20 protein-coding genes are annotated in these 19,020 nt (G+C 63.8%); 17 read left to right on the top strand and 3 right to left on the bottom strand.

Annotated features, from left to right (window positions below; translation table 11 throughout):
- From hisS to AC1DSF_RS04930, 12 genes are all read left to right on the top strand, one after another.
- Window positions 1–1,311 (top strand): histidine--tRNA ligase, encoded by a 1,311-nt coding sequence (gene hisS, locus AC1DSF_RS04985; protein ID WP_478123754.1) that lies wholly within the window; start codon window positions 1–3, stop codon window positions 1,309–1,311.
- A gap of 6 nt (window positions 1,312–1,317) precedes the next feature.
- Window positions 1,318–2,010, top strand: coding sequence for a YfgM family protein (locus AC1DSF_RS04980; protein ID WP_478123753.1), 693 nt, complete (start codon window positions 1,318–1,320; stop codon window positions 2,008–2,010).
- On the top strand, window positions 2,007–3,152 hold the full coding sequence (bamB, locus tag AC1DSF_RS04975; protein ID WP_478123752.1) for an outer membrane protein assembly factor BamB: 1,146 nt from the start codon (window positions 2,007–2,009) through the stop codon (window positions 3,150–3,152). The genes AC1DSF_RS04980 and bamB overlap by 4 nt, the downstream gene beginning before the upstream one ends.
- A gap of 21 nt (window positions 3,153–3,173) precedes the next feature.
- A complete protein-coding gene (der, locus tag AC1DSF_RS04970; RefSeq protein WP_478123751.1) occupies window positions 3,174–4,514 on the top strand; it encodes a ribosome biogenesis GTPase Der in 1,341 nt (446 codons plus the stop codon).
- Window positions 4,515–4,637: 123 nt separating this feature from the next.
- Entirely contained in the window at window positions 4,638–4,883 is a 246-nt protein-coding gene (hfq, locus tag AC1DSF_RS04965) for an RNA chaperone Hfq (RefSeq protein ID WP_055796495.1), read from the top strand.
- Window positions 4,884–4,936: 53 nt separating this feature from the next.
- Window positions 4,937–6,106, top strand: coding sequence for a GTPase HflX (gene hflX / locus AC1DSF_RS04960; protein WP_478123750.1), 1,170 nt, complete (start codon window positions 4,937–4,939; stop codon window positions 6,104–6,106).
- A 77-nt stretch (window positions 6,107–6,183) separates the two neighbouring features.
- Window positions 6,184–7,521, top strand: a complete 1,338-nt coding sequence (gene hflK / locus AC1DSF_RS04955; RefSeq protein WP_478123749.1) for an FtsH protease activity modulator HflK — start codon at window positions 6,184–6,186, stop codon at window positions 7,519–7,521.
- 11 nt (window positions 7,522–7,532) lie between these two features.
- Window positions 7,533–8,432 carry a protease modulator HflC gene (hflC, locus tag AC1DSF_RS04950; RefSeq protein ID WP_478123748.1) on the top strand — a complete coding sequence of 300 codons (900 nt, stop codon included), beginning with the start codon at window positions 7,533–7,535 and terminating at the stop codon, window positions 8,430–8,432.
- A gap of 40 nt (window positions 8,433–8,472) precedes the next feature.
- The gene (locus AC1DSF_RS04945; RefSeq protein ID WP_478123747.1) at window positions 8,473–8,661 is read left to right on the top strand and encodes a DUF2065 domain-containing protein; all 189 of its coding nucleotides are present in this window, start codon (window positions 8,473–8,475) and stop codon (window positions 8,659–8,661) included.
- Between the two features lie 44 nt (window positions 8,662–8,705).
- A complete protein-coding gene (locus AC1DSF_RS04940; protein ID WP_478123746.1) occupies window positions 8,706–9,878 on the top strand; it encodes an ATP phosphoribosyltransferase regulatory subunit in 1,173 nt (390 codons plus the stop codon).
- A 20-nt stretch (window positions 9,879–9,898) separates the two neighbouring features.
- On the top strand, window positions 9,899–11,230 hold the full coding sequence (locus AC1DSF_RS04935; RefSeq protein WP_478123745.1) for an adenylosuccinate synthase: 1,332 nt from the start codon (window positions 9,899–9,901) through the stop codon (window positions 11,228–11,230).
- Window positions 11,231–11,253: 23 nt separating this feature from the next.
- Window positions 11,254–11,778, top strand: a complete 525-nt coding sequence (locus AC1DSF_RS04930) for a phosphoribosyltransferase (protein ID WP_478123744.1) — start codon at window positions 11,254–11,256, stop codon at window positions 11,776–11,778.
- 21 nt (window positions 11,779–11,799) lie between these two features.
- On the opposite strand, the gene AC1DSF_RS04925 is transcribed toward AC1DSF_RS04930, so the two are convergent.
- Window positions 11,800–13,533 carry a ClcB-like voltage-gated chloride channel protein gene (locus AC1DSF_RS04925; RefSeq protein ID WP_478182460.1) on the bottom strand — a complete coding sequence of 578 codons (1,734 nt, stop codon included), beginning with the start codon at window positions 13,531–13,533 and terminating at the stop codon, window positions 11,800–11,802.
- 90 nt (window positions 13,534–13,623) lie between these two features.
- On the opposite strand from AC1DSF_RS04925, the gene AC1DSF_RS04920 reads away from it, so the two are divergent.
- Together AC1DSF_RS04920 and AC1DSF_RS04915 are read left to right on the top strand one after the other, a co-directional pair.
- Window positions 13,624–14,817: a PLP-dependent transferase gene (locus AC1DSF_RS04920; RefSeq protein WP_478182423.1), complete on the top strand. Its 1,194-nt coding sequence runs from the start codon at window positions 13,624–13,626 to the stop codon at window positions 14,815–14,817.
- 70 nt (window positions 14,818–14,887) lie between these two features.
- Window positions 14,888–15,091, top strand: a complete 204-nt coding sequence (locus tag AC1DSF_RS04915; protein ID WP_478123742.1) for a hypothetical protein — start codon at window positions 14,888–14,890, stop codon at window positions 15,089–15,091.
- 69 nt (window positions 15,092–15,160) lie between these two features.
- Here the strand turns inward: AC1DSF_RS04915 and AC1DSF_RS04910 are convergent, their stop codons facing one another.
- Window positions 15,161–15,811, bottom strand: coding sequence for an arylesterase (locus AC1DSF_RS04910; protein ID WP_478123741.1), 651 nt, complete (start codon window positions 15,809–15,811; stop codon window positions 15,161–15,163).
- Between the two features lie 17 nt (window positions 15,812–15,828).
- Between AC1DSF_RS04910 and AC1DSF_RS04905 the strand changes: the two genes are divergently transcribed.
- Genes AC1DSF_RS04905 through AC1DSF_RS04895 form a run of 3 tightly spaced genes read left to right on the top strand, consistent with a single transcriptional unit; the run spans window position 15,829 to window position 18,210 of the window.
- Complete coding sequence (locus AC1DSF_RS04905; protein WP_478144441.1) at window positions 15,829–16,563, top strand: ABC transporter ATP-binding protein; 735 nt, start codon at window positions 15,829–15,831, stop codon at window positions 16,561–16,563.
- 7 nt (window positions 16,564–16,570) lie between these two features.
- A complete protein-coding gene (rlmB, locus tag AC1DSF_RS04900) occupies window positions 16,571–17,317 on the top strand; it encodes a 23S rRNA (guanosine(2251)-2'-O)-methyltransferase RlmB (RefSeq protein WP_478144442.1) in 747 nt (248 codons plus the stop codon).
- Between the two features lie 20 nt (window positions 17,318–17,337).
- Window positions 17,338–18,210 (top strand): amidohydrolase family protein, encoded by an 873-nt coding sequence (locus AC1DSF_RS04895; protein ID WP_478182422.1) that lies wholly within the window; start codon window positions 17,338–17,340, stop codon window positions 18,208–18,210.
- A gap of 14 nt (window positions 18,211–18,224) precedes the next feature.
- On the opposite strand, the gene AC1DSF_RS04890 is transcribed toward AC1DSF_RS04895, so the two are convergent.
- Window positions 18,225–19,019, bottom strand: coding sequence for an OBAP family protein (locus AC1DSF_RS04890; protein WP_478182421.1), 795 nt, complete (start codon window positions 19,017–19,019; stop codon window positions 18,225–18,227).
- Window position 19,020 lies beyond the last annotated feature (1 nt).

The following is a 19,020-nucleotide window of genomic DNA, read 5'->3' as shown; positions in this document are numbered from 1 at the left end:
ATGGCTGAAAAACTCAATGCCGTCAAAGGCATGAACGACATATTGCCGCCCGAATCGGCGCGCTGGGAGTGGCTCGAATCCACGGTCCGCGAACTGATGGGGCGCTATGCCTATCGCAACATCCGCACGCCGGTCCTCGAACACACGGCGCTGTTCGTGCGGGGCATTGGTGAGGTGACCGATATTGTCGAGAAGGAGATGTACTCCTTTCACGACCGCTCGGACAAGTATGGCGACAACGATCACCTGACGCTCCGGCCCGAGAACACGGCCGGCGTGGTGCGCGCCGTGATCGAGCACAACATGCTGTATGACGGCGGCAAGCGCCTCTGGTACATCGGCCCGATGTTTCGTCGCGAGAAGCCGCAGCGCGGCCGTTTTCGGCAGTTTCACCAGATCGGCGCAGAGGCGCTCGGATTTGCCGGCCCCGATGTTGATGCCGAACTCATCCTCCTCGCGAATGCGCTATGGAAAGTCATCGGCCTGACGGACGTCCGCCTTGAACTCAACAGCTTGGGGCAGCCCTCCGAGCGCGCGCTGCACAGGGCCGAGTTGATCGCGCACTTCGAAAAGCACGCCGACCAATTGGACGAAGACGCCAAGCGCCGTCTGCACAGCAATCCGCTGCGCATCCTCGATACCAAGAACCCCACCATGAAAGCCGTCGTCGAATCGGCTCCGAAGCTGATTGACTTTCTTGGCGCCGAATCGCTCGCGCACTTCGATGGACTCAGGGCCATCCTCGATGCCAACGGCGTCGCCTACACCATCAATCCCCGCCTGGTGCGCGGGCTCGACTACTACAACCTGAGCGTGTTCGAGTTCGTGACCGATCGGCTGGGCTCTCAGGGCACCGTGTGTGCCGGCGGCCGCTATGACGACCTGATCGTGCAGATCGGCGGCAAGCCTGCGCCCGCTGTCGGTTGGGCCATTGGCGTGGAGCGAGTGCTCGACCTCATGAAGGAGCAGGGCACGCCTATCCCGGCTTCCGTGCCCGACGTCTATGCCGTGGTTTCTGATGCCGCGGCAATGCCGATCGCCCTGCGCACGCTGCAACAGTTGCGTGACGCAGGCGTGCGTGCCCAGATGCATGCGGCCACCGCAGATGGGCTGGGGAGCTTCAAGTCCCAGTTCAAGAAGGCCGATGCCAGCGGTGCCACGTTCGCCCTGATCTTCGGAGCCGACGAACTCGCCCGTGGCGAGGTCACCGTGAAGGCGCTGCGCGACGGGACCGGTGCCCAGTCGACCCGCTCTTTGACCGATCCGGCCGCTTGGGCCGCCACCCTACAATCCTCCGCTCCCAACAACTGACAGCGCATGGCCACCCATCTCGATCTCGAAGAACAGGAACAGCTCGACCAGCTCAAGCATTTCTGGAACACCTATGGCACCTTGATCACCTGGGTCGTGCTTCTCGCGGCCGGTGCCTTCGTGGCATGGAACGGCTGGCAATACTTCCAGCGCAACAAGGCCGCCCAGGCGTCCGCGCTCTATGACGAGGTCGAACGCAGCGCGCAGGCGGGCGACACTGCCCGCATCGAACGGACCTTGGCCGACATGAAGGACAAGTTTTCCGGCACCGCGTACGCCCAACAGGCTGGCTTGCTGGCTGCGAGGGCGCTCTACGAAAAGGGCAACGCCGATGCATCGCGCTCCGCGCTGGGCTGGGTGGCCGAACATGCAGTCGACCCCGGTTACCAGGCGGTCGCCAGACTGCGGCTTGCTGCCGAGTTGCTTGACGCAAAGTCCTATGACGAAGCCCTCAAGCAGCTCTCCGGCGATTTCCCGAAGCAGTTCGAAGCGCTGGTCGCGGACCGCAAGGGCGATATCTATCTCGCTCAAGGCAAACGCGATGAAGCCAAGGCCGAGTACCAGAAAGCCTGGACGGCTTTTGATCCGCGCACCGAGTACCGCCGCCTCGTCGAGATCAAGCTCAACGCTGTCGGCGTCGACCCGAAGAGCCTGGCTTCCACCGCCAGCGCTGCATCCCCTGCGAAGACCACACCATGAATTTCAAGCGTTTCCTGCCTTCAGCGCCCATCCTGCGCACCGGGGCTGCCGTGGTTCTGATTGCCGCATTGGCGGCGTGCTCCGGCACATCGAGGCCGAAGCCCGCCGAACTGGGCGCCAATCCTGGGCTGATGAGTGTTCGCCAGGCGTGGAACGTCAAGATCCCGGCCGTCGAGTTCCCGTTGTCGGTGGCTGTGAGCGGCGATCTTGTCGCTGTCGCTGCGAGTGACGGCACGGTCGCCATGATCGATGCACGAGCTGGGCGCGAGGTCTGGCGCGCGAGCGTCGGCGAGCCTCTGCTGGCTGGCGTCGGCACTGATGGTTCCGTGGCCGCCGTGGTGACGGCCAACAGCGAACTCGTTGCGCTCCAGAGCGGCAAGGTCCTGTGGAAGCAGCGCCTGACGGCGCAGTCCTTCACGGCGCCGCTGGTCGCTGGCCGCCGGGTGTTCGTGCAGACAGCCGACCGCACCACCAGTGCCTGGGACGGCCAAAGCGGCCGTCGCCTCTGGTCCCAGCAGCGCACTGCCGAAAACCTCGTGCTGAAGCGCTCCGGCGTCATGCTGGCCGTGGGTGACACGCTGGTCGTCGGCGTCGGCGGGCGGCTCGTCGGCATGAATCCCGCCAATGGAACGTCGCGCTGGGAGGCGCCGATCGCAGCCCCGCGCGGCACCAATGATGTGGAACGCCTCGTCGATTTGACCGGCAGCGTGAGCAGGGTGGGCGACAGTGTCTGCGCCCGTGCGTATTCGGCCACCGTTGGCTGTGTCGATACGACCCGCGGTTCGCTGGTCTGGAGCAAGCCCGCGGCTGGCAATGATGGCGTAGGCGGAGACGATCGCTTCGTCTATGGCACCGAAGAAAACGGCGCCGTGATCGCTTGGCGCCGCTCCGATGGCGAGCGCGCCTGGCAGCAAGCCGACCTGTTCAAGTACCGCACCCTGACGGCACCGCTCGCCGTGGGCCGGTCGCTGATCATCGGCGACACCGCAGGACTGCTGCACTTCCTGTCGCGCGACGACGGCTCCGCACTGAACCGCGTCACGCCCGATGGATCCGCCATCGTCGCAACGCCGGTCCTGGCCGGCAACACGGTCGTGGTCGTCACCCGCAATGGCGGCGTGTTCGGCTACCGGCCGGAATAACGTGATGGAAGGACGCCTTCGATGAAGCCGGTCATTGCGCTGGTCGGGCGTCCCAACGTGGGCAAGTCGACCTTGTTCAATCGGTTGACGCAGACGCGCGACGCCATCGTCGCCGACTTCGCCGGGCTCACGCGCGATCGCCACTACGGCAACGGCCGCCAAGGCAAGCATGAGTTCATCGTGATTGACACCGGTGGTTTCGAACCCGACGCGGGCAGCGGCATCTTCAAGGAAATGGCCAAGCAGACCCGGCAGGCCGTTGCCGAGGCCGACGTGGTCATTTTCGTCGTCGACGCGCGCGAAGGTTTGTCGGCCCAGGATCACGACATCGCCAACGAATTGCGGCGCCTCGGGAAGCCTTGTGTGCTGGTCGCCAACAAGGCCGAAGGCATGCACGACGGCACGAAGCTGGTCGACTTCTACGAACTCGGGTTCGGCGAGGTATACGGCATCTCCGCGGCCCACGGACAGGGAATTCGTGGCCTCGTCGAGTTGGCACTCGAACCGCTCCAACTGCCGGAGCCGGAGGACGACGGGGAAGACGACGTCAACAAGCCGATCAAGCTCGCAGTCGCAGGCCGTCCCAACGTCGGCAAATCGACACTGATCAACACCTGGCTCGGCGAGGAGCGGCTGGTCGCCTTCGACCTGCCCGGAACTACGCGTGATGCCATCGTGGTTCCCTTCGAGCGCAACGGCCAGCGCTTCGAGCTCATCGATACGGCCGGGCTGCGCCGCAAGGGCAAGGTGTTCGAAGCCATCGAGAAATTCTCGGTCGTCAAGACGCTGCAGGCCATCGAATCGGCCAACGTGGTGCTGCTGTTGCTGGACGCGACGCAGGGCATCACCGACCAGGACGCCCACATCGCAGGCTACATTCTCGAGAGCGGCCGTGCGGTGGTGATCGGGGTCAACAAGTGGGACGCGGTGGACAGCTACCAGCGGGAGCAATTGCAGCGGCAGATCGAAACGCGCCTGCCCTTCCTGAAGTTCGCTTCATTGCATTTCATCTCAGCCGCCAAGCGCCAGGGGCTTGGGCCGCTGTGGCAATCGATCGTGCAGGCTCACAAGTCGGCAACACGGAAGATGTCGACGCCTGTCCTTACGCGCCTGCTGCTCGAAGCCGTGCAATTCCAGGCGCCCAAGCGATCCGGGATGTATCGACCCAAGATGCGCTACGCCCACCAGGGTGGGATGAATCCGCCGGTGATCGTGATCCACGGCAATTCGCTTGAGCACGTCACCGATGCGTACAAGCGCTTTCTCGAAGGACGATTTCGCAAGGAGTTCGATTTGGTCGGCACGCCCTTGCGTATCGAGCTCAAGACCTCGCACAATCCATACGTGGACAAGGACAATTGATCACGCCGTTCCGGTCTTTGAGAATCGTTATTTTTCCAAGGCCATTGGCGTTTTTTGCTGCAGCGCAGAATCGCTGTGTTAAGGTGACCGGCTCAACAACAACTCTTGAACACGGAGAATATCGTGAGCAATAAAGGGCAACTTTTACAAGACCCATTTCTGAACACCTTGCGTCGTGAGCACGTGCCGGTTTCGATCTATCTGGTCAACGGCATCAAGCTGCAAGGTCAGATCGAGTCGTTCGACCAGTACGTCGTGTTGCTTCGCAATACGGTGACCCAGATGGTCTACAAGCATGCCATCTCCACCATCGTGCCTGGGCGGGCCGTCAACTTCTCGGCTGCCGAGAACGAAGACGCAGCCGCCTGAACGGCACGGAGCGCGGTGGTTCGTCCACCGCGCTTTTCCCAATGTGATACCGATTGTCTGAACCCATTCCCCGCAAGGAAGGCGCCGTCGTTCTTGTCGGCGTGGATTTTGGCCTGCCCCATTTCGACGGCGAACTCGAGGAACTCGGCCTCCTTGCACAAACCGCCGGACTCGAACCCGTCGCGCGTCTCGTGTGCAAACGCAAGGCGCCTGATGCCGCCCTTTTTGTGGGAAGCGGCAAGGCCGACGAAATCCGAGAACTCGCCGAACTGCATCGCGCCAGCGAAGTCATCTTCGACCAGGCGTTGAGCCCGGCGCAGCAGCGCAACCTCGAGCGTCAACTCGGTGTAGCGGTCTATGACCGCACCTTTCTCATACTGGAAATCTTCGCCCAGCGCGCCCGATCGCATGAAGGCAAGCTGCAGGTCGAGCTTGCCAGGCTGCAGTACCTGAGCACTCGGCTGGTGCGCCGCTGGTCGCACCTTGAGCGTCAGCGCGGCGGCATCGGAACGCGCGGCGGCCCAGGCGAAACGCAGATCGAGTTGGACCGCCGAATGATCGGCGAGGCGATCAAGCGCACGCGCGAGCGGCTCGGCAAGGTGCAGCGCCAGCGCGGCACCCAGCGGCGCCAGCGCGAGCGCCGCGACACATTCAACATTTCTCTGGTCGGCTACACGAATGCCGGCAAGTCCTCATTGTTCAATGCACTGGTCAAGGCGCGAGCCTATGCGGCCGACCAGTTGTTCGCGACGCTCGACACGACCACTCGCCAGCTTTACCTGGGCGATGCGAGGCGCAAGGTCTCGCTGTCCGACACCGTCGGCTTCATCCGCGAACTCCCGCACGGCCTGGTCGATGCCTTCAAGGCCACGCTGCAGGAGGCCGTCGACGCCGATCTGCTGCTCCACGTCGTCGACGTCTCCAATCCCAACCACCCTGAGCAGATGGCCGAAGTGCAGACCGTGCTCGAGGAGATCGGCGCCGACACGGTGCCTCAGCTTTTGGTCTTCAACAAGCTGGATGCTCTTGAAACCGGCCAACGACCCCTGCAGATGTGCGATGAGATGAACGTCGACGGGGTCCAAGTGCCCCGCATTTTCGTGAGCGCCCACACGGGGGAGGGCATCCCTGCATTGCGAGCCGAGCTGGCACGCAGATCCGGTCCGCCCGATGAGGGCATGACCCCAGACACCGCCGCCGAATTGCACAATGCCGCGAATTGAATTGGGCACAATCACCTTCACTGACTAAAGAACAGAACCGAATGAATGCAAAGCCAGTGTGGAGACGGTTTTCCGGCATGTTCAACCTGAACGACGGCCGATGGGGCCGGGGCGACGATTCCTCGTCAAACGGTGATCGACCCTCCGGTAACCGGCCGGACGGCGAGCCTCCCTCGCCACCCCCGGGAAACAACAACAACCGTCCGCGCGGCCAAGGTCCCAACCAAGGACCACCGGACCTCGACGAACTCTGGCGTGACTTCAATCGCAAGCTGGGCGGTCTGTTCGGCGGCGGGCGCGGTGGCGACAACCGCCCTGGCGGCGGCAACGGCGGTGGCCTCAAGCCCGACATGAAGAACGCGGGCTTCGGCATCGGCCTCGTAGCCGCGGTCGCTGTCCTGATCTGGCTGGGCACTGGCTTCTTCATCGTCAATGAAGGCCAGCAGGCAGTGATCACGCAATTCGGTCGATACAAGACGACCGTCGGGGCGGGCTTCAACTGGCGCCTGCCTTATCCGATCCAGCGCCACGAGCTGGTGGTGGTCACGCAGATCCGCTCCGTGGATGTGGGCCGAGACACCATCGTTCGTTCCACGGGCCTTCGCGAGTCGGCCATGCTGACCGAAGACGAAAACATCGTCGAGATCAAGTTTGCCGTGCAGTACCGCCTGAGCGATGCGCGGGCGTTCCTGTATGAAAGCAAGTCGCCCAGCGACACTGTGGTGCAGGTCGCCGAAACCGCGGTCCGCGAAGTGGTCGGCAAGATGCGCATGGATGCGGCACTCGCCGACGAACGCGACCAGATCGCACCGCGCGTGCGTACCCTGATGCAAACCATTCTCGACCGCTACAAGGTCGGGGTCGAGATCGTGGGCATCAATCTTCAGCAGGGCGGCGTTCGACCCCCTGAGCAAGTGCAGGCCGCTTTCGACGACGTCCTCAAGGCTGGACAGGAACGCGAGCGCACCAAGAACGAAGCGCAGGCTTACGCGAACGACGTGGTGCCGCGCGCCACCGGTACGGGCTCGCGCTTGAAGGAAGAATCCGAAGCCTACAAGGCCCGGATCATTGCGCAGGCGCAGGGCGATGCGCAGCGCTTCAGCTCGGTGCTGACCGAATACCAGAAGGCGCCGCAAGTTACGCGCGACCGCATGTATACCGATGCGATGCAGCAGATCTACAGCAGCACGACCAAGGTGCTGATCGACTCCAAGCAAAACTCCAATCTGCTCTATCTTCCGCTGGACAAGCTGGTACAGCAAAGCGCCCAGAACAACGCAGCCACTCCGTCTGATGCCGCGAGCCCCAACGTCGCAGGCACGGCACCGCCGCAGTCGTCGGTCATTCCCGTTGCGCCCAACATAGGCGATGCCCGTGCACGCGATGGCCGCTCACGTGACCGCGACGTGCGCTGAGGACAGAACCCATGAACAGAATCGGATTCATCGTCTCTACGATCCTCGTGGTGCTTGCACTGGCGAGCTCGACACTCTTTGTCGTTGACCAGCGCCAATTCGGTGTGGTCTACGCCCTCGGGCAGATCAAGGAAGTCATTACCGAGCCGGGCTTGAATTTCAAGCTGCCGCCGCCTTTCCAGAACGTGTCGTACATCGACAAGCGCCTGCTGACCTTGTCGAGCATCGATCCCGAGCCCATGCTGACGGCCGAGAAGCAGCGCGTCGTCATCGATTGGTACGTACGCTGGCGCATCACCAACCCTTCGGAATACATCCGCAACGTCGGCCTCGACGAGAACGCCGGCGCGGTGCAGCTCAACCGGGTCGTGCGCAATGCGTTCCAGGAAAACATCAACAAGCGCACGGTGCGCGACCTGATTTCCGTGCGTCGCGAAGCCCTGATGGCTGACGTCCAGCGCGAGGTCCTGGCGGTGGTGAAGGGTGCCAAGCCATGGGGCGTCGACGTCGTCGACGTCCGGATCACGCGCGTGGACTATGTCGAGGCGATCACCGAGTCGGTCTATCGCCGCATGGAAGCCGAGCGCAAGCGTGTCGCCAACGAGCTGCGCTCCACGGGCGTTGCCGAGGGCGAGAAGATCCGCGCAGATGCCGATCGTCAGCGCGAAGTGATCGTGGCAAACGCCTATCGCGACGCACAGAAAATCAAGGGCGAGGGCGATGCCCGTGCCGCAAGCCTGTATGCCGAGGCCTTCGGGCGCGATCCGCAATTTGCGTTGTTCTACCGAAGCCTCGATGCCTACAAGCAAAGCTTCAACAAGAAGAGCGACGTGATGGTGCTGGATCCGTCCTCCGATTTCTTCCGATCGATGCAGAGTTCGGGATCGACCTCGAGCGCACCGCGTCGGTAGCTGAGACGCGCGCCCCGCTTGACCGAAATCTGGGTTCCACGTGGACACTGACACGTTCTGGAGTGCGCTGGCGCTCGTCCTGGTGATCGAAGGGTTGCTGCCCTTTCTTTCGCCAGGCGGCTGGCGGCGTGGCTTCAGCCAGTTGATGCAGTTGCGAGACGGGCAACTGCGCTTCTTCGGGCTCTGCAGCATTCTCCTTGGCCTGTTTCTGCTCTGGGTTTTGGGCTGACGCGCTGCCGGTAGAATCCCGGTTTAACCACGCCCCCGATCCCCATGTCCGCCTGGGTCCTTCCGGATCACATTGCCGATGTGCTGCCTTCCGAGGCCCGCCACATCGAAGAACTTCGACGCGAACTGCTCGATACCGCCCGTGGCTACGGGTACGAGTTGGTCATGCCGCCGTTGCTCGAACACCTCGAATCGCTGCTTTCCGGTACCGGGGAGGCGCTCGATCTTCAAACCTTCAAGCTGGTCGACCAGCTCTCGGGCCGCAGCATGGGTTTGCGCGCGGACACCACGCCCCAGGTGGCGCGCATCGATGCACACCTTCTCAATCGGGCCGGGGTGACACGCCTTTGCTATTGCGGCCCCGTCCTCCACACGCGCCCTGATCGCCCGCACGCCACTCGGGAGCCGCTTCAGTTCGGCGCCGAAATCTACGGCCACGCAAGGCTCGAGGCCGATACGGAAATCCTTCACCTGGCGCTGGACTGCCTGTGCGCCGCCGGGTTGGCGGGCCATGCGCAGGCGCCTGTCATCGTCGACATGGCGGACGCGCGCATCGTTCGTTCATTGTTTGCTGGTGTGTCGGTCGACGCTGCCGCCATCGCCCGCGTGCATGCGGCGCTGGCCGCCAAGGATTCGAGCACCCTGCGCAGTCTCACGGCCGCATTTCCAGCGTCCGCGCGCGAAGGCCTCCTGGCGCTCGTCCAGTTGTATGGCGATGCCGCAGTTCTCGACGAAGCCGCCAAGGTTTTGCCCGACAGCGCAGGCGTGCGCGCGGCCTTGTCCGACCTGAAGCAACTCGCCGCTCACATTGAAGGGCCTGAAGGGGCGCGCGTGACCTTCGACCTCGCGGATCTGCGCGGCTACGCTTACTACAGCGGCATGCGCTTTGGCATCTACACCGAAGGTGCCAGCGACGCCCTGGTGCGCGGTGGCCGTTACGACGAAGTCGGCGCCGTTTTCGGGCGCAACCGTCCGGCTGTTGGCTTCAGCCTCGATGTGCGTGAACTGGTCGGGGTGCTGCCGGCGAGGCCCTTGCGTGCCGCAATTCGCGCGCCTTGGAGCGATGCCGAGGTGCTCAACAAAACCATTGCCGAATTGCGCAGCAAAGGCGAAACCGTGGTGTGCGTATTGCCTGGCCATGACAGCGAGATCGACGAATTCCATTGCGACCGCGAGCTCGTCGAGCACGGCGGGCAATGGCGCGTGCAACCCATCTGAATCCTCTGAAGCGAAACATCATGAGCGTAACCACCGGAAGAAACGTGGTCGTCGTCGGCACCCAGTGGGGCGACGAAGGCAAAGGCAAGTTGGTCGACTGGCTGACCGAGAGCGCGCAGGGAGTCGTCCGATTCCAGGGCGGGCACAACGCGGGCCACACACTGGTGATCAATGGCGTGAAGACAGCCTTGCACCTGATCCCGAGCGGCATCATGCGGCCAGGCGTCAAGTGCTACATCGGCAACGGCGTGGTGCTTTCGGCTGCCAAGCTCTTCGAAGAGATCGAAGGACTTGAAAAGGCAGGCGTCGAGGTGCGTTCGCGCCTTCGTATCAGCGAAGCGTGTCCGCTCATCCTGCCCTTCCACGCGGCCCTCGACATCGCTCGCGAGGCCTATCGCGAGAAGGGCGGCATCGAGAAGATCGGCACGACCGGCCGGGGCATCGGCCCCGCCTATGAAGACAAGATCGCCCGTCGCGCCTTGCGTGTGCAGGACCTGAAGCATCCTGATCGTTTCGCCACCAAGCTGCGCGTTCTGCTTGACCTGCACAACCATGTGCTGACCCAGGTGCTCGGTGCTTCCGCCATCGACTTCGACGTGGTCTATGACGAAGCCATGCGCCATGCCGAACTCCTCAAGCCGATGATGGCGGACGTGTCGCGCGAACTCAACGACGCGAACAAGGCGGGGGCCAATCTGCTGTTCGAAGGCGCGCAAGGCACGCTGCTCGACGTCGACCACGGCACCTATCCCTACGTCACCTCGAGCAACTGCGTGGCGGGCAACGCGGCCGCAGGTTCGGGCGTCGGGCCGGGCATGCTGCACTACGTGCTCGGCATCACCAAGGCCTATTGCACGCGCGTTGGCGGTGGGCCGTTCCCCACCGAACTCGACTGGGAAAAGCCCGGCACGGTGGGCTACCACCTGAGCACGGTCGGGGCCGAAAGAGGTGTGACCACCGGACGCAGCCGTCGCTGCGGCTGGTTCGACGCGGCGCTGCTGAAGCGCTCGGCGCAGGTCAACGGCCTGAGCGGACTCTGCATCACCAAGCTCGATGTGCTGGACGGGCTGGAAGAATTGCAGCTGTGCACCGGCTATGAGCTGGACGGCGAATACACGGACATCCTGCCGATGGGCGCCGACGAGATCGAACGCTGCACACCGGTCTATGAAAAGCTCGAAGGCTGGAGCGAAAGCACGGTGGGCGTGACGCAATACGACAAGCTGCCGATCAACGCGCGGCTGTACTTGCAGCGCATCGAGCAGGTCACGGGCGTGCCAATCCACATGGTGTCGACGAGTCCCGATCGCGATCACACGATCATGATGCGCCATCCCTATCTGGCTGATTGACCCACCCGCAGGAGACGATTTTCATGTTGACCGAAGACGGCAAACACCTTTACGTGAGCTATGACGAGTATCACAACCTGATCGAGAAGCTCGCGATCAAGGTGTACCAGTCGGGCTGGCAGTTCGACACCATCCTGTGCCTTGCTCGCGGCGGCATGCGCCCCGGCGATGTGCTGTCGCGCATCTTCGACAAGCCGCTGGCGATCATGTCGACCAGTTCCTATCGCGCGGACGCCGGCACCATCCAGGGCCATCTCGACATTGCTCGCTACATCACGACGCCCAAGGGCGAGATCGCCGGCAAGGTGCTGCTGGTCGACGACCTTGCGGATTCGGGCCACACGCTGCATGCCGTGGTTGAAATGCTCAAGAGCAGCTACAAGCCCATCACCGAACTGCGAAGCGCCGTGCTCTGGACCAAGGCGCTGTCGACCTTCACGCCCGACTATTCGGTCGAATTCCTGCACACGAATCCCTGGATTCACCAGCCCTTCGAAGGCTACGACTCCATGGGCGCCGAGAAGCTGATGGAGAAGTGGTCGGTCTGACCGGCCAAGGTCTCCTGGCGGCTAGCCGCTCAGTCGCACGTAGGTCGACAGCAGGGCGCTCTTCGTCACCACGCCGAGCAGCACGGGTCGTTCCTCGCTCTCGATCACCGGCAGCCGCTCGCCGCGGTGCTGCAGAAAGCGTTCGAGAGAAGCGCTCAGGCCCATGTCCGCAGTGATCGCCTGGATCGACTCCGACAGCAAGTCTGCCGCGCGTGGCTGTCGGTTCGCCTGGCTCTCGGGCAACGCTCCCAGCGCCGACAAGGGTACGACACCGAGATAGCGCTGCTCCGCGTCGACGACGTAGAGATACTTGACCGGGTATTGCAGAAACAGACGACTCATCGTTTCCCGGTCCGCATCCGGGCTGACGACGGTATCAGCAGGCTCGACCAGATCGCGTGCGCACAGGGCGCGCAGCCGAAGCTGTTCGTCGTGCTGCTCGCGGCGATGCACGGTGATCTCGTACATGGAGCCGGCATCGGCCGAGCGGGCCACGAAGTACGCAATGACGCTGGCGGCCATCAACGGCAACATCACCTGGTAGCTCAGCGTCATCTCGAAGATCATCAGGATCGCCATCAGGGGAGCCTGGCTGGCCGCCGCCAGGAACGCGCCCATGCCGACGATCGCGTAGGCAAAAGGTGCCGAAGTGGCAAGCGGCCAAAGCGCGTGGGCGGCTTGGCCGAAAAGCGCGCCGATCATGCAGCCGACAAACAGTGACGGTGTGAACACGCCGCCGACCGCGCCGGAGCCTGCCGTCGCCAAGGTTGCGATCGTCTTGCCCGCCAGCACCAGCGCGATCGTGACCCAGGGCCAAGGCGAGTGCAGCACCGCGTTGACCACGCTGTAGCCATTGCCCCAAGCCTCCGGCAATGGCACCGAAATCAGCCCCACGACAAGGCCGCCCAGCGCCATCCGCCAGGGCAGCGCCATGGGCAGGCGCGCAAAGAGCGCACGCGATGCGCCGAGCGAACGCAGGAAGCCGACGGAGGCAAAGCCGAGAAGCACGCCCAGCAGCGCGAAGAGCAACACCTCCGCGCCATGGACGACGGGGAAGGGCGGCATTTCGTACGGAGCTTGATAGCCCGGCAGCGCCCGCATCGTGATGTTGGCAACCACCGATGCAATGATGATCGGGCCAACGCTTTCCATGGCAATCGAGCCCAGGACGATCTCGGCCACGAAGAAAGCGCCGGCGATCGGCGCGCTGTAGGCGGCCGTGAGCCCCGCCGCGGCGCCGCAGGCGACCAGCAGCCGCAACCGCTCCACCGGGAGCCGCAAGGCGCTGCCCAGGAGAGACGCGCTCAGGGCGGCAAGCTGGACCATCGATCCTTCACGGCCAATCGATCCGCCGCTGGCGATGCTGACCAGCGATGACGCGCTGCGCGTCAAGGTTTGTCTTGCCGGGATGCGCCCATCTCCCAGGACGATGGCCTCCATGTAATCGGAGGTCGACTTCTGCACCGCCGCTCGACGCGCCCAGACCAGCAGCAGCCCAGCGACGAGGCCGCCGGCAGTGGGCGTGAGGATGCGCGCCCACCAGGGCAGGCTGTGCGCGATCTTCACCAGGCCGCCGCTCTGCCCGAGCAGCAGAAGATCCAGACCGTAGAAGGCCGCGCGGAAGAGTTCGGTGGCGAGCGCGCCCAGTAGTCCGGCCACGATGGACCACAGGAGCATGGACTGCCAGGCGGTGACGCCGAAGGCGCGTTGCAGGGCCGCGCGGGCGCTCAAGAGGACAGTCGCGACACGGGTCATGCGGATGCTGGCTTCAGTGGACAAAGGGACGATGTTAGCCACGCGCAGTTGGGTCGTGCGCAGCCTGACCCAGTCGACTAGCATGGCGGGATGCGAAAGCCCATCACCGACCTGATCCACCATCCGTACATCCCGCCCGCAAATTTCGCGGCGCCGCAAGCGGGTGTCTACAAGGCGTCGACCGTGTTCTTTGCCGATGTCGCCGCCATGCGCGCGCGCGACTGGAAGACCAAGGCCGGCTACACCTACGGTCTGCACGGCACGCCGACCACCTTCACTCTCGAAGAGCGTCTTGCCGCTCTCGAAGGCGGCACCGAATGCCTGCTGCTCCCGAGCGGGCTCGCGGCGATCTCGGTGGTGTGCTTTGCGCTTCTGAAGACCGGCGACGAGGTGCTCATCCCGGACAACGCCTACGGCCCGAACAAGGCGCTCGCGAATGGCGAACTCGCCAATTTCGGCATCACCCACAAGCTCTACGACGCGATGAATCCGTCGGACCTCGCGGCCAAGTTGTCCAACCGCACCAAGCTCGTATGGGTGGAGGCGGCCGGCTCGGTCACGATGGAATTCCCCGATTTGCCGGCCCTGGTCGGCGTCTGCCGTGCGCGCGGGATCGATGTCGCGCTCGACAACACCTGGGGCGCCGGACTCGCCTTCGCGCCCTTCGACTTCAACGGCAGCGGACAGGGCGTCGACATTTCCGTGCATGCGCTCACCAAGTATCCGAGCGGTGGCGGCGACGTGCTGATGGGCAGCGTGATCACCCGCGACGAGCGCCTGCACAGGGCGCTCAAGCTGACCCACATGCGGATGGGCATCGGCATCGGCGTCGGCGACGTCGAGACGCTGCTGCGATCGCTCCCGAGCATTGCATTGCGCTATGCAGCTCACGACCGCAGCGCGAGAGAGTTGGCCCGCTGGTTCCAAGACCGTGCCGAGATCGCGCAGGTGCTGCATCCTGCCCTCGAAGGCTCGCCAGGGCACGAGCATTGGCTGCGCCTCTGCGGTGCATCCGACCTCGCGGCCGGCCTGTTTTCGGTGGTTTTCGATGCACGCTACGGCACGGAACAGATCGATCGCTTTTGCGACAGCCTGGCACTTTTCCGGCTCGGCTACTCGTGGGGAGGCCCCATCAGCCTGGTGGTGCCGTACGACATCGGCCTGATGCGCGACCCCGCGGTTGCGCCATGGCCGCACAAGGGAACACTGGTGCGCTTCTCCATCGGCCTGGAGGACGTCGAAGACCTGCGCGCCGACCTGGAACAGGCTCTCGGGGCACTCTGAACCGGCGCGGATATCGCGTACAGTCCGATCAAGCGCAGTCAACCTGACTGCCTCGCCCGAAGGAGAAGCAGTGGCAACACCCAACTATGGCTATGAAAAGCGCCAGAAGGAACTGGCAAAGAAAAAGAAGAAGGAAGAAAAGGCAAGGGAAAAAGCCAGCCGCAAGCTTTCGCCCAGCAGCGATGGGTTGGCCCCGGGCGATCCGGAAACCGACGTGGCCTCGCTTGAACGCGACCCACCGACCATTCCCGAACTACCCACCAAGAACGGCTGAGTCGATTGCCACCACCCAACAGAAAGCCGCCGCAGGCAAGCGCCCGCGGCGGCTTTCTTGCTTTTTCGTTTACTTCGGCAGCATCTTCCGCAAGGGCGTCCACACGTTGTCGAGCATGCGGGGCTGCGCAACCGCTGTCGGATGAATGCGGTCCGCCTGGAACAGCATGGCCGCGTCGGGACTGTCCGCCACCCCTTTCAGCAGGAAGGGCACGATGGGTGCCTTCGTTGCGCTGGCGATCTTCGTGAAGATCGCCTCGAAGCGCCGCGTGTAGTCGCTGCCATAGTTGGGCGGCACCTGGATGCCCACGATCAGCACCTGCGCGCCGGTGGCCTGCGCGGCCTTGGTCATCTGCAGCAGGTTGTCTTCAGTGCTTGCGAGCGGCAGCCCCCGCAGCGCATCGTTGGCGCCCAGTTCCAGCACCACGAGCGTGGGTTGGTGCTGAGCGAGCAGCCCCGGCAACCTGGCGCGGCCGCCCGAGGTCGTGTCGCCGCTGATGCTGGCGTTGATCACCGTGGCGGGAATCTTCTGCTCGGCCAGGCGCTTCTCCATCAGCGGCACCCAGCCATCGCCACGCTTGAGTCCGTATTCCGCAGAAAGCGAGTCGCCGACCACCAGGATCACGGGTTGTTTGCCCGTCGCGGCCAGCGCTTCGAGCGACAGGGATGCCCCCGCAGTGCCGGCCAGCGTGCCGCTCAAGATAAAGTGACGTCGATTCACTTCGCGAAATCCTTTCAATGTCCTCAATCCGAACCGATGGTCCACCCGAAGCAATTGTTGCGGTCGAACATGTCTACAAGTCAGTCACCGATTCAACCGGAACGCTGGACATTCTGCAGGACATCGATTTCACGCTGGGCGCGAAGGAGACTGCCGCCATCGTCGGCGCGTCGGGTTCGGGCAAGAGCACGCTGCTGTCGATCGTCGCGGGCCTGGACACGCCCACCCGTGGCACCGTGAAGCTGGCCGGGGAGGATCTTTTCGCCATCGACGAAGACGATCGTGCGGCCCTGCGCGCCCAGAAAGTCGGGTTCGTGTTCCAGAGTTTCCAGCTGCTCGGCAACCTGAGCGCGCTCGAGAACGTGATGCTGCCACTCGAACTCGCCGACCGCAAGGACGCCCGCAGGGCCGCGACCGAAATGCTCGGCAGGGTCGGTCTCGGCCAGCGGCTGGGCCACTACCCCAAGGTGCTGTCCGGCGGCGAACAGCAGCGCGTGGCGCTCGCCCGTGCGTTTGTCGTGCAGCCGGCATTGCTGCTGGCCGACGAGCCCACGGGGAGCCTCGACTTTGCGACGGGCGAGCAAGTCATGAAGCTGATGTTCGATCTCAATCGCGAACTCGGCACGACGCTGGTGCTCGTCACGCATGACCGCAGCATCGCCGATCGTTGCGAACGGCGGATCACCATCGAGGCAGGCCGCGTGGCGCTCGACGGACACGCGCCCGAGCGCACGTCGTTGGCGGCTCGATAATCGCCCGATGTCTTCTCCCAAAGTGATCTTCGGCTTTCATGCCGTGGGCGTGCGCATCAAGACCGCACCCAAGTCGGTGATCGAGGTGCTCTTCGATGCAAGCCGGCGCGACGCGCGAATGCGGCAGTTCATCGCGCGCGCGCAGGAAGCCGGCGTGCGGCTGATCGAGGCTGACGGTCTGCGCCTTTCAAAGCTGGCCGGCAGCCACGGCCACCAGGGCGTGGCCGCGCGCGTGGAGCCGGTCGCCCAGACGCATTCGCTGGACGAACTGCTCGAAGGCCTCGAAGCCGCCGGCACCATGCCGCTGCTGCTGGTGCTCGACGGCGTGACCGACCCCCATAACCTGGGTGCCTGCCTGCGCGTTGCAGACGGCGCGGGCGCCCACGCGGTGATTGCTCCGAAGGACCATGCAGCCGGCATCAACGCCACCGTCGCCAAGGTTGCGAGCGGTGCGGCCGAGACGGTGCCGTACTTCATGGTGACCAATCTTGCGCGAACCCTGGGCGAACTCAAGGAACGCAACATCTGGTGCGTAGGCACGAGCGACGATGCCCCCGGCACGCTCTACCAGTGCGACTTGAAGCGTCCGCTCGCGATGGTGCTGGGCGCCGAAGGCGAGGGCATGCGACAGCTCACGCGCAAGACCTGCGACGAACTGGTCAGCATTCCGATGGCGGGCGCGGTCGAGAGTCTCAATGTGTCGGTCGCCAGCGGCGTGTGTCTCTACGAGGCCATGCGCCAGCGGCTCGTCTGACGTTTTTCCCCCAGCAATCCGTGCAGCCGACGCTCACGTACAACCCCGAGCCTTCCACGCCGAAGCTGCATCTGCCGCCTGGCGCTTGTGACGCGCATGTGCACGTGTTCGGCCCGGCAGCACGCTTCCCGTTTGCAGCGCGCCGCAGCTTCACGCCGGCCGATGCGCCCAAGGAGACGCTGTTCGCATTGCATCGCCGCCTCGGCGTCGATCGCTGCGTCATCGTGCAGTCGCTGTGCCACGGCCATGACAACCGCGTGGTCGAAGACGCGATCGCGGCGGGCGGCGGACGCTACCTGGGCGTGGCCCTGCTGCCGCTCGATGTGGACGATGAAGAGCTTTCGCGGCTTGCCGATGCGGGCTTCAGGGGCGTGCGCTTCAATTTCACCAAGGATTCGCAGGACGATTTCGATGCCCGGCGTGTCGTTGATTTCACTCATCGGCTGGCGCCTCTGGGTATGCACCTGCAGGTGCATTTCGATCGCGGGCTAATTCATGCGTTGGAGGCGCCGCTTGCGGAAAGTGCAGTTCCCGTCGTGGTCGACCACATGGCGCGCGTCGATGCCTCTGCGGGAACGGCGCACGCCGACTTCGTTGCGCTCCACACGCTGATGAAGAACCCGCTGTTCCGCGTCAAGGTCAGCGGCATCGACCGCATTTCGCGCATTTCGCGCGAACTCGGCTACACCGACGGCATCGCCATCGCCCGCGCGCTCGTGCATGACTTTCCGGATCGCTGCTTCTGGGGCACCGACTGGCCGCATCCGCTGCACGATCATGTGCCGGACGACGGCGTGCTGGTCGACGCGCTGTCGCAGATCGCGCCTGAAAAGGCATTGCGAGAGCGCCTGTTGGTCCACAACCCGCAAGCCTTCTACCGCTTCGATGCCTGATCCGGCAACGCCAGCTATTTGGCGGGCCGGCTGACGGTCGCACCCGGATTGTTCTGCGAACCTTCAGGACTGGCGTGCTCCTGGCCCGTCGGATCGGCAATTTGCATGACCTTGCCCTGCTGCCAGGCGTCGGCGCCTTCGGCAATCTCGGGCGCACCGATCGATTCACGGTCTTTCTTCTTCTCCGCGCTGTCGATGCCGAAACGCTTGTCACGCCCCGCGACCATGTCAGCGTTCGTCTGCCCGTCGGCAGTGAATCCCATCATGAGCTGCGGCACACCAAGCGGCAGTTCCTTGTGGCGGTCCGTGTGCCAGGTATGCCAGGTCTTGCCGTAGGTGCTGATGATCTTCTTCATCAGTTCGTGCTCCGCAGCCTGCGGAATCCCGGGAGCGATGAGCTGGCCTGACTTCACTTCATGGACGTGGCTGTGCCAAAGGGACTTTTCCTCAGCCGGGAGGGTCTTGAAAAGCCGCTCGCTGATGATGTATTCGACCCCCATGATCTTTGCGTCCTTGACGTTGCCGTCATAGATTACGCACTGGATCAACTCATCATTGAGGATCGTGCAGTAGTGATGGGCCTCCATCTGGCCCTGCGGATTTCCGTTGTAGAAGTGAAATCCGTCTAGGTAGGTGTTGATCGCTTCGATCGGCGGCCTGTCCTGCATGGCGGCGGCGCCTGCCTCCAGCGCCTTGGTCTTGCCGGCCTCTTTGGCGCCTGGCGAATCAACGTTTGACGCGGTGTTGCTTCCACCGCATCCCGCGGCAATGGTCGTCGCGGCAAGGACAGCGAGAAAAGCGGTGCGCATG

Source organism: Variovorax sp. 01N429 (assembly GCF_056399425.1).
This window is presented reverse-complemented; position numbering and strand designations above follow the sequence as displayed.

Excerpts from the sequence above, each read along its gene's own strand:
- AC1DSF_RS04930 (WP_478123744.1), top strand. The coding sequence starts at position 11,254 with ATGTTGACCGAAGACGGCAAACACCTTTACGTGAGCTATGACGAGTAT.
- bamB (WP_478123752.1), top strand. The coding sequence starts at position 2,007 with ATGAATTTCAAGCGTTTCCTGCCTTCAGCGCCCATCCTGCGCACCGGG.
- AC1DSF_RS04935 (WP_478123745.1), top strand. The coding sequence starts at position 9,899 with ATGAGCGTAACCACCGGAAGAAACGTGGTCGTCGTCGGCACCCAGTGG.
- hisS (WP_478123754.1), top strand. The coding sequence starts at position 1 with ATGGCTGAAAAACTCAATGCCGTCAAAGGCATGAACGACATATTGCCG.
- AC1DSF_RS04980 (WP_478123753.1), top strand. The coding sequence starts at position 1,318 with ATGGCCACCCATCTCGATCTCGAAGAACAGGAACAGCTCGACCAGCTC.
- der (WP_478123751.1), top strand. The coding sequence starts at position 3,174 with ATGAAGCCGGTCATTGCGCTGGTCGGGCGTCCCAACGTGGGCAAGTCG.
- AC1DSF_RS04940 (WP_478123746.1), top strand. The coding sequence starts at position 8,706 with ATGTCCGCCTGGGTCCTTCCGGATCACATTGCCGATGTGCTGCCTTCC.
- hflK (WP_478123749.1), top strand. The coding sequence starts at position 6,184 with ATGTTCAACCTGAACGACGGCCGATGGGGCCGGGGCGACGATTCCTCG.
- AC1DSF_RS04920 (WP_478182423.1), top strand. The coding sequence starts at position 13,624 with ATGCGAAAGCCCATCACCGACCTGATCCACCATCCGTACATCCCGCCC.
- rlmB (WP_478144442.1), top strand. The coding sequence starts at position 16,571 with ATGTCTTCTCCCAAAGTGATCTTCGGCTTTCATGCCGTGGGCGTGCGC.
- hflC (WP_478123748.1), top strand. The coding sequence starts at position 7,533 with ATGAACAGAATCGGATTCATCGTCTCTACGATCCTCGTGGTGCTTGCA.
- AC1DSF_RS04890 (WP_478182421.1), bottom strand. The coding sequence starts at position 19,019 with ATGCGCACCGCTTTTCTCGCTGTCCTTGCCGCGACGACCATTGCCGCG.
- AC1DSF_RS04905 (WP_478144441.1), top strand. The coding sequence starts at position 15,829 with ATGTCCTCAATCCGAACCGATGGTCCACCCGAAGCAATTGTTGCGGTC.
- AC1DSF_RS04925 (WP_478182460.1), bottom strand. The coding sequence starts at position 13,533 with ATGACCCGTGTCGCGACTGTCCTCTTGAGCGCCCGCGCGGCCCTGCAA.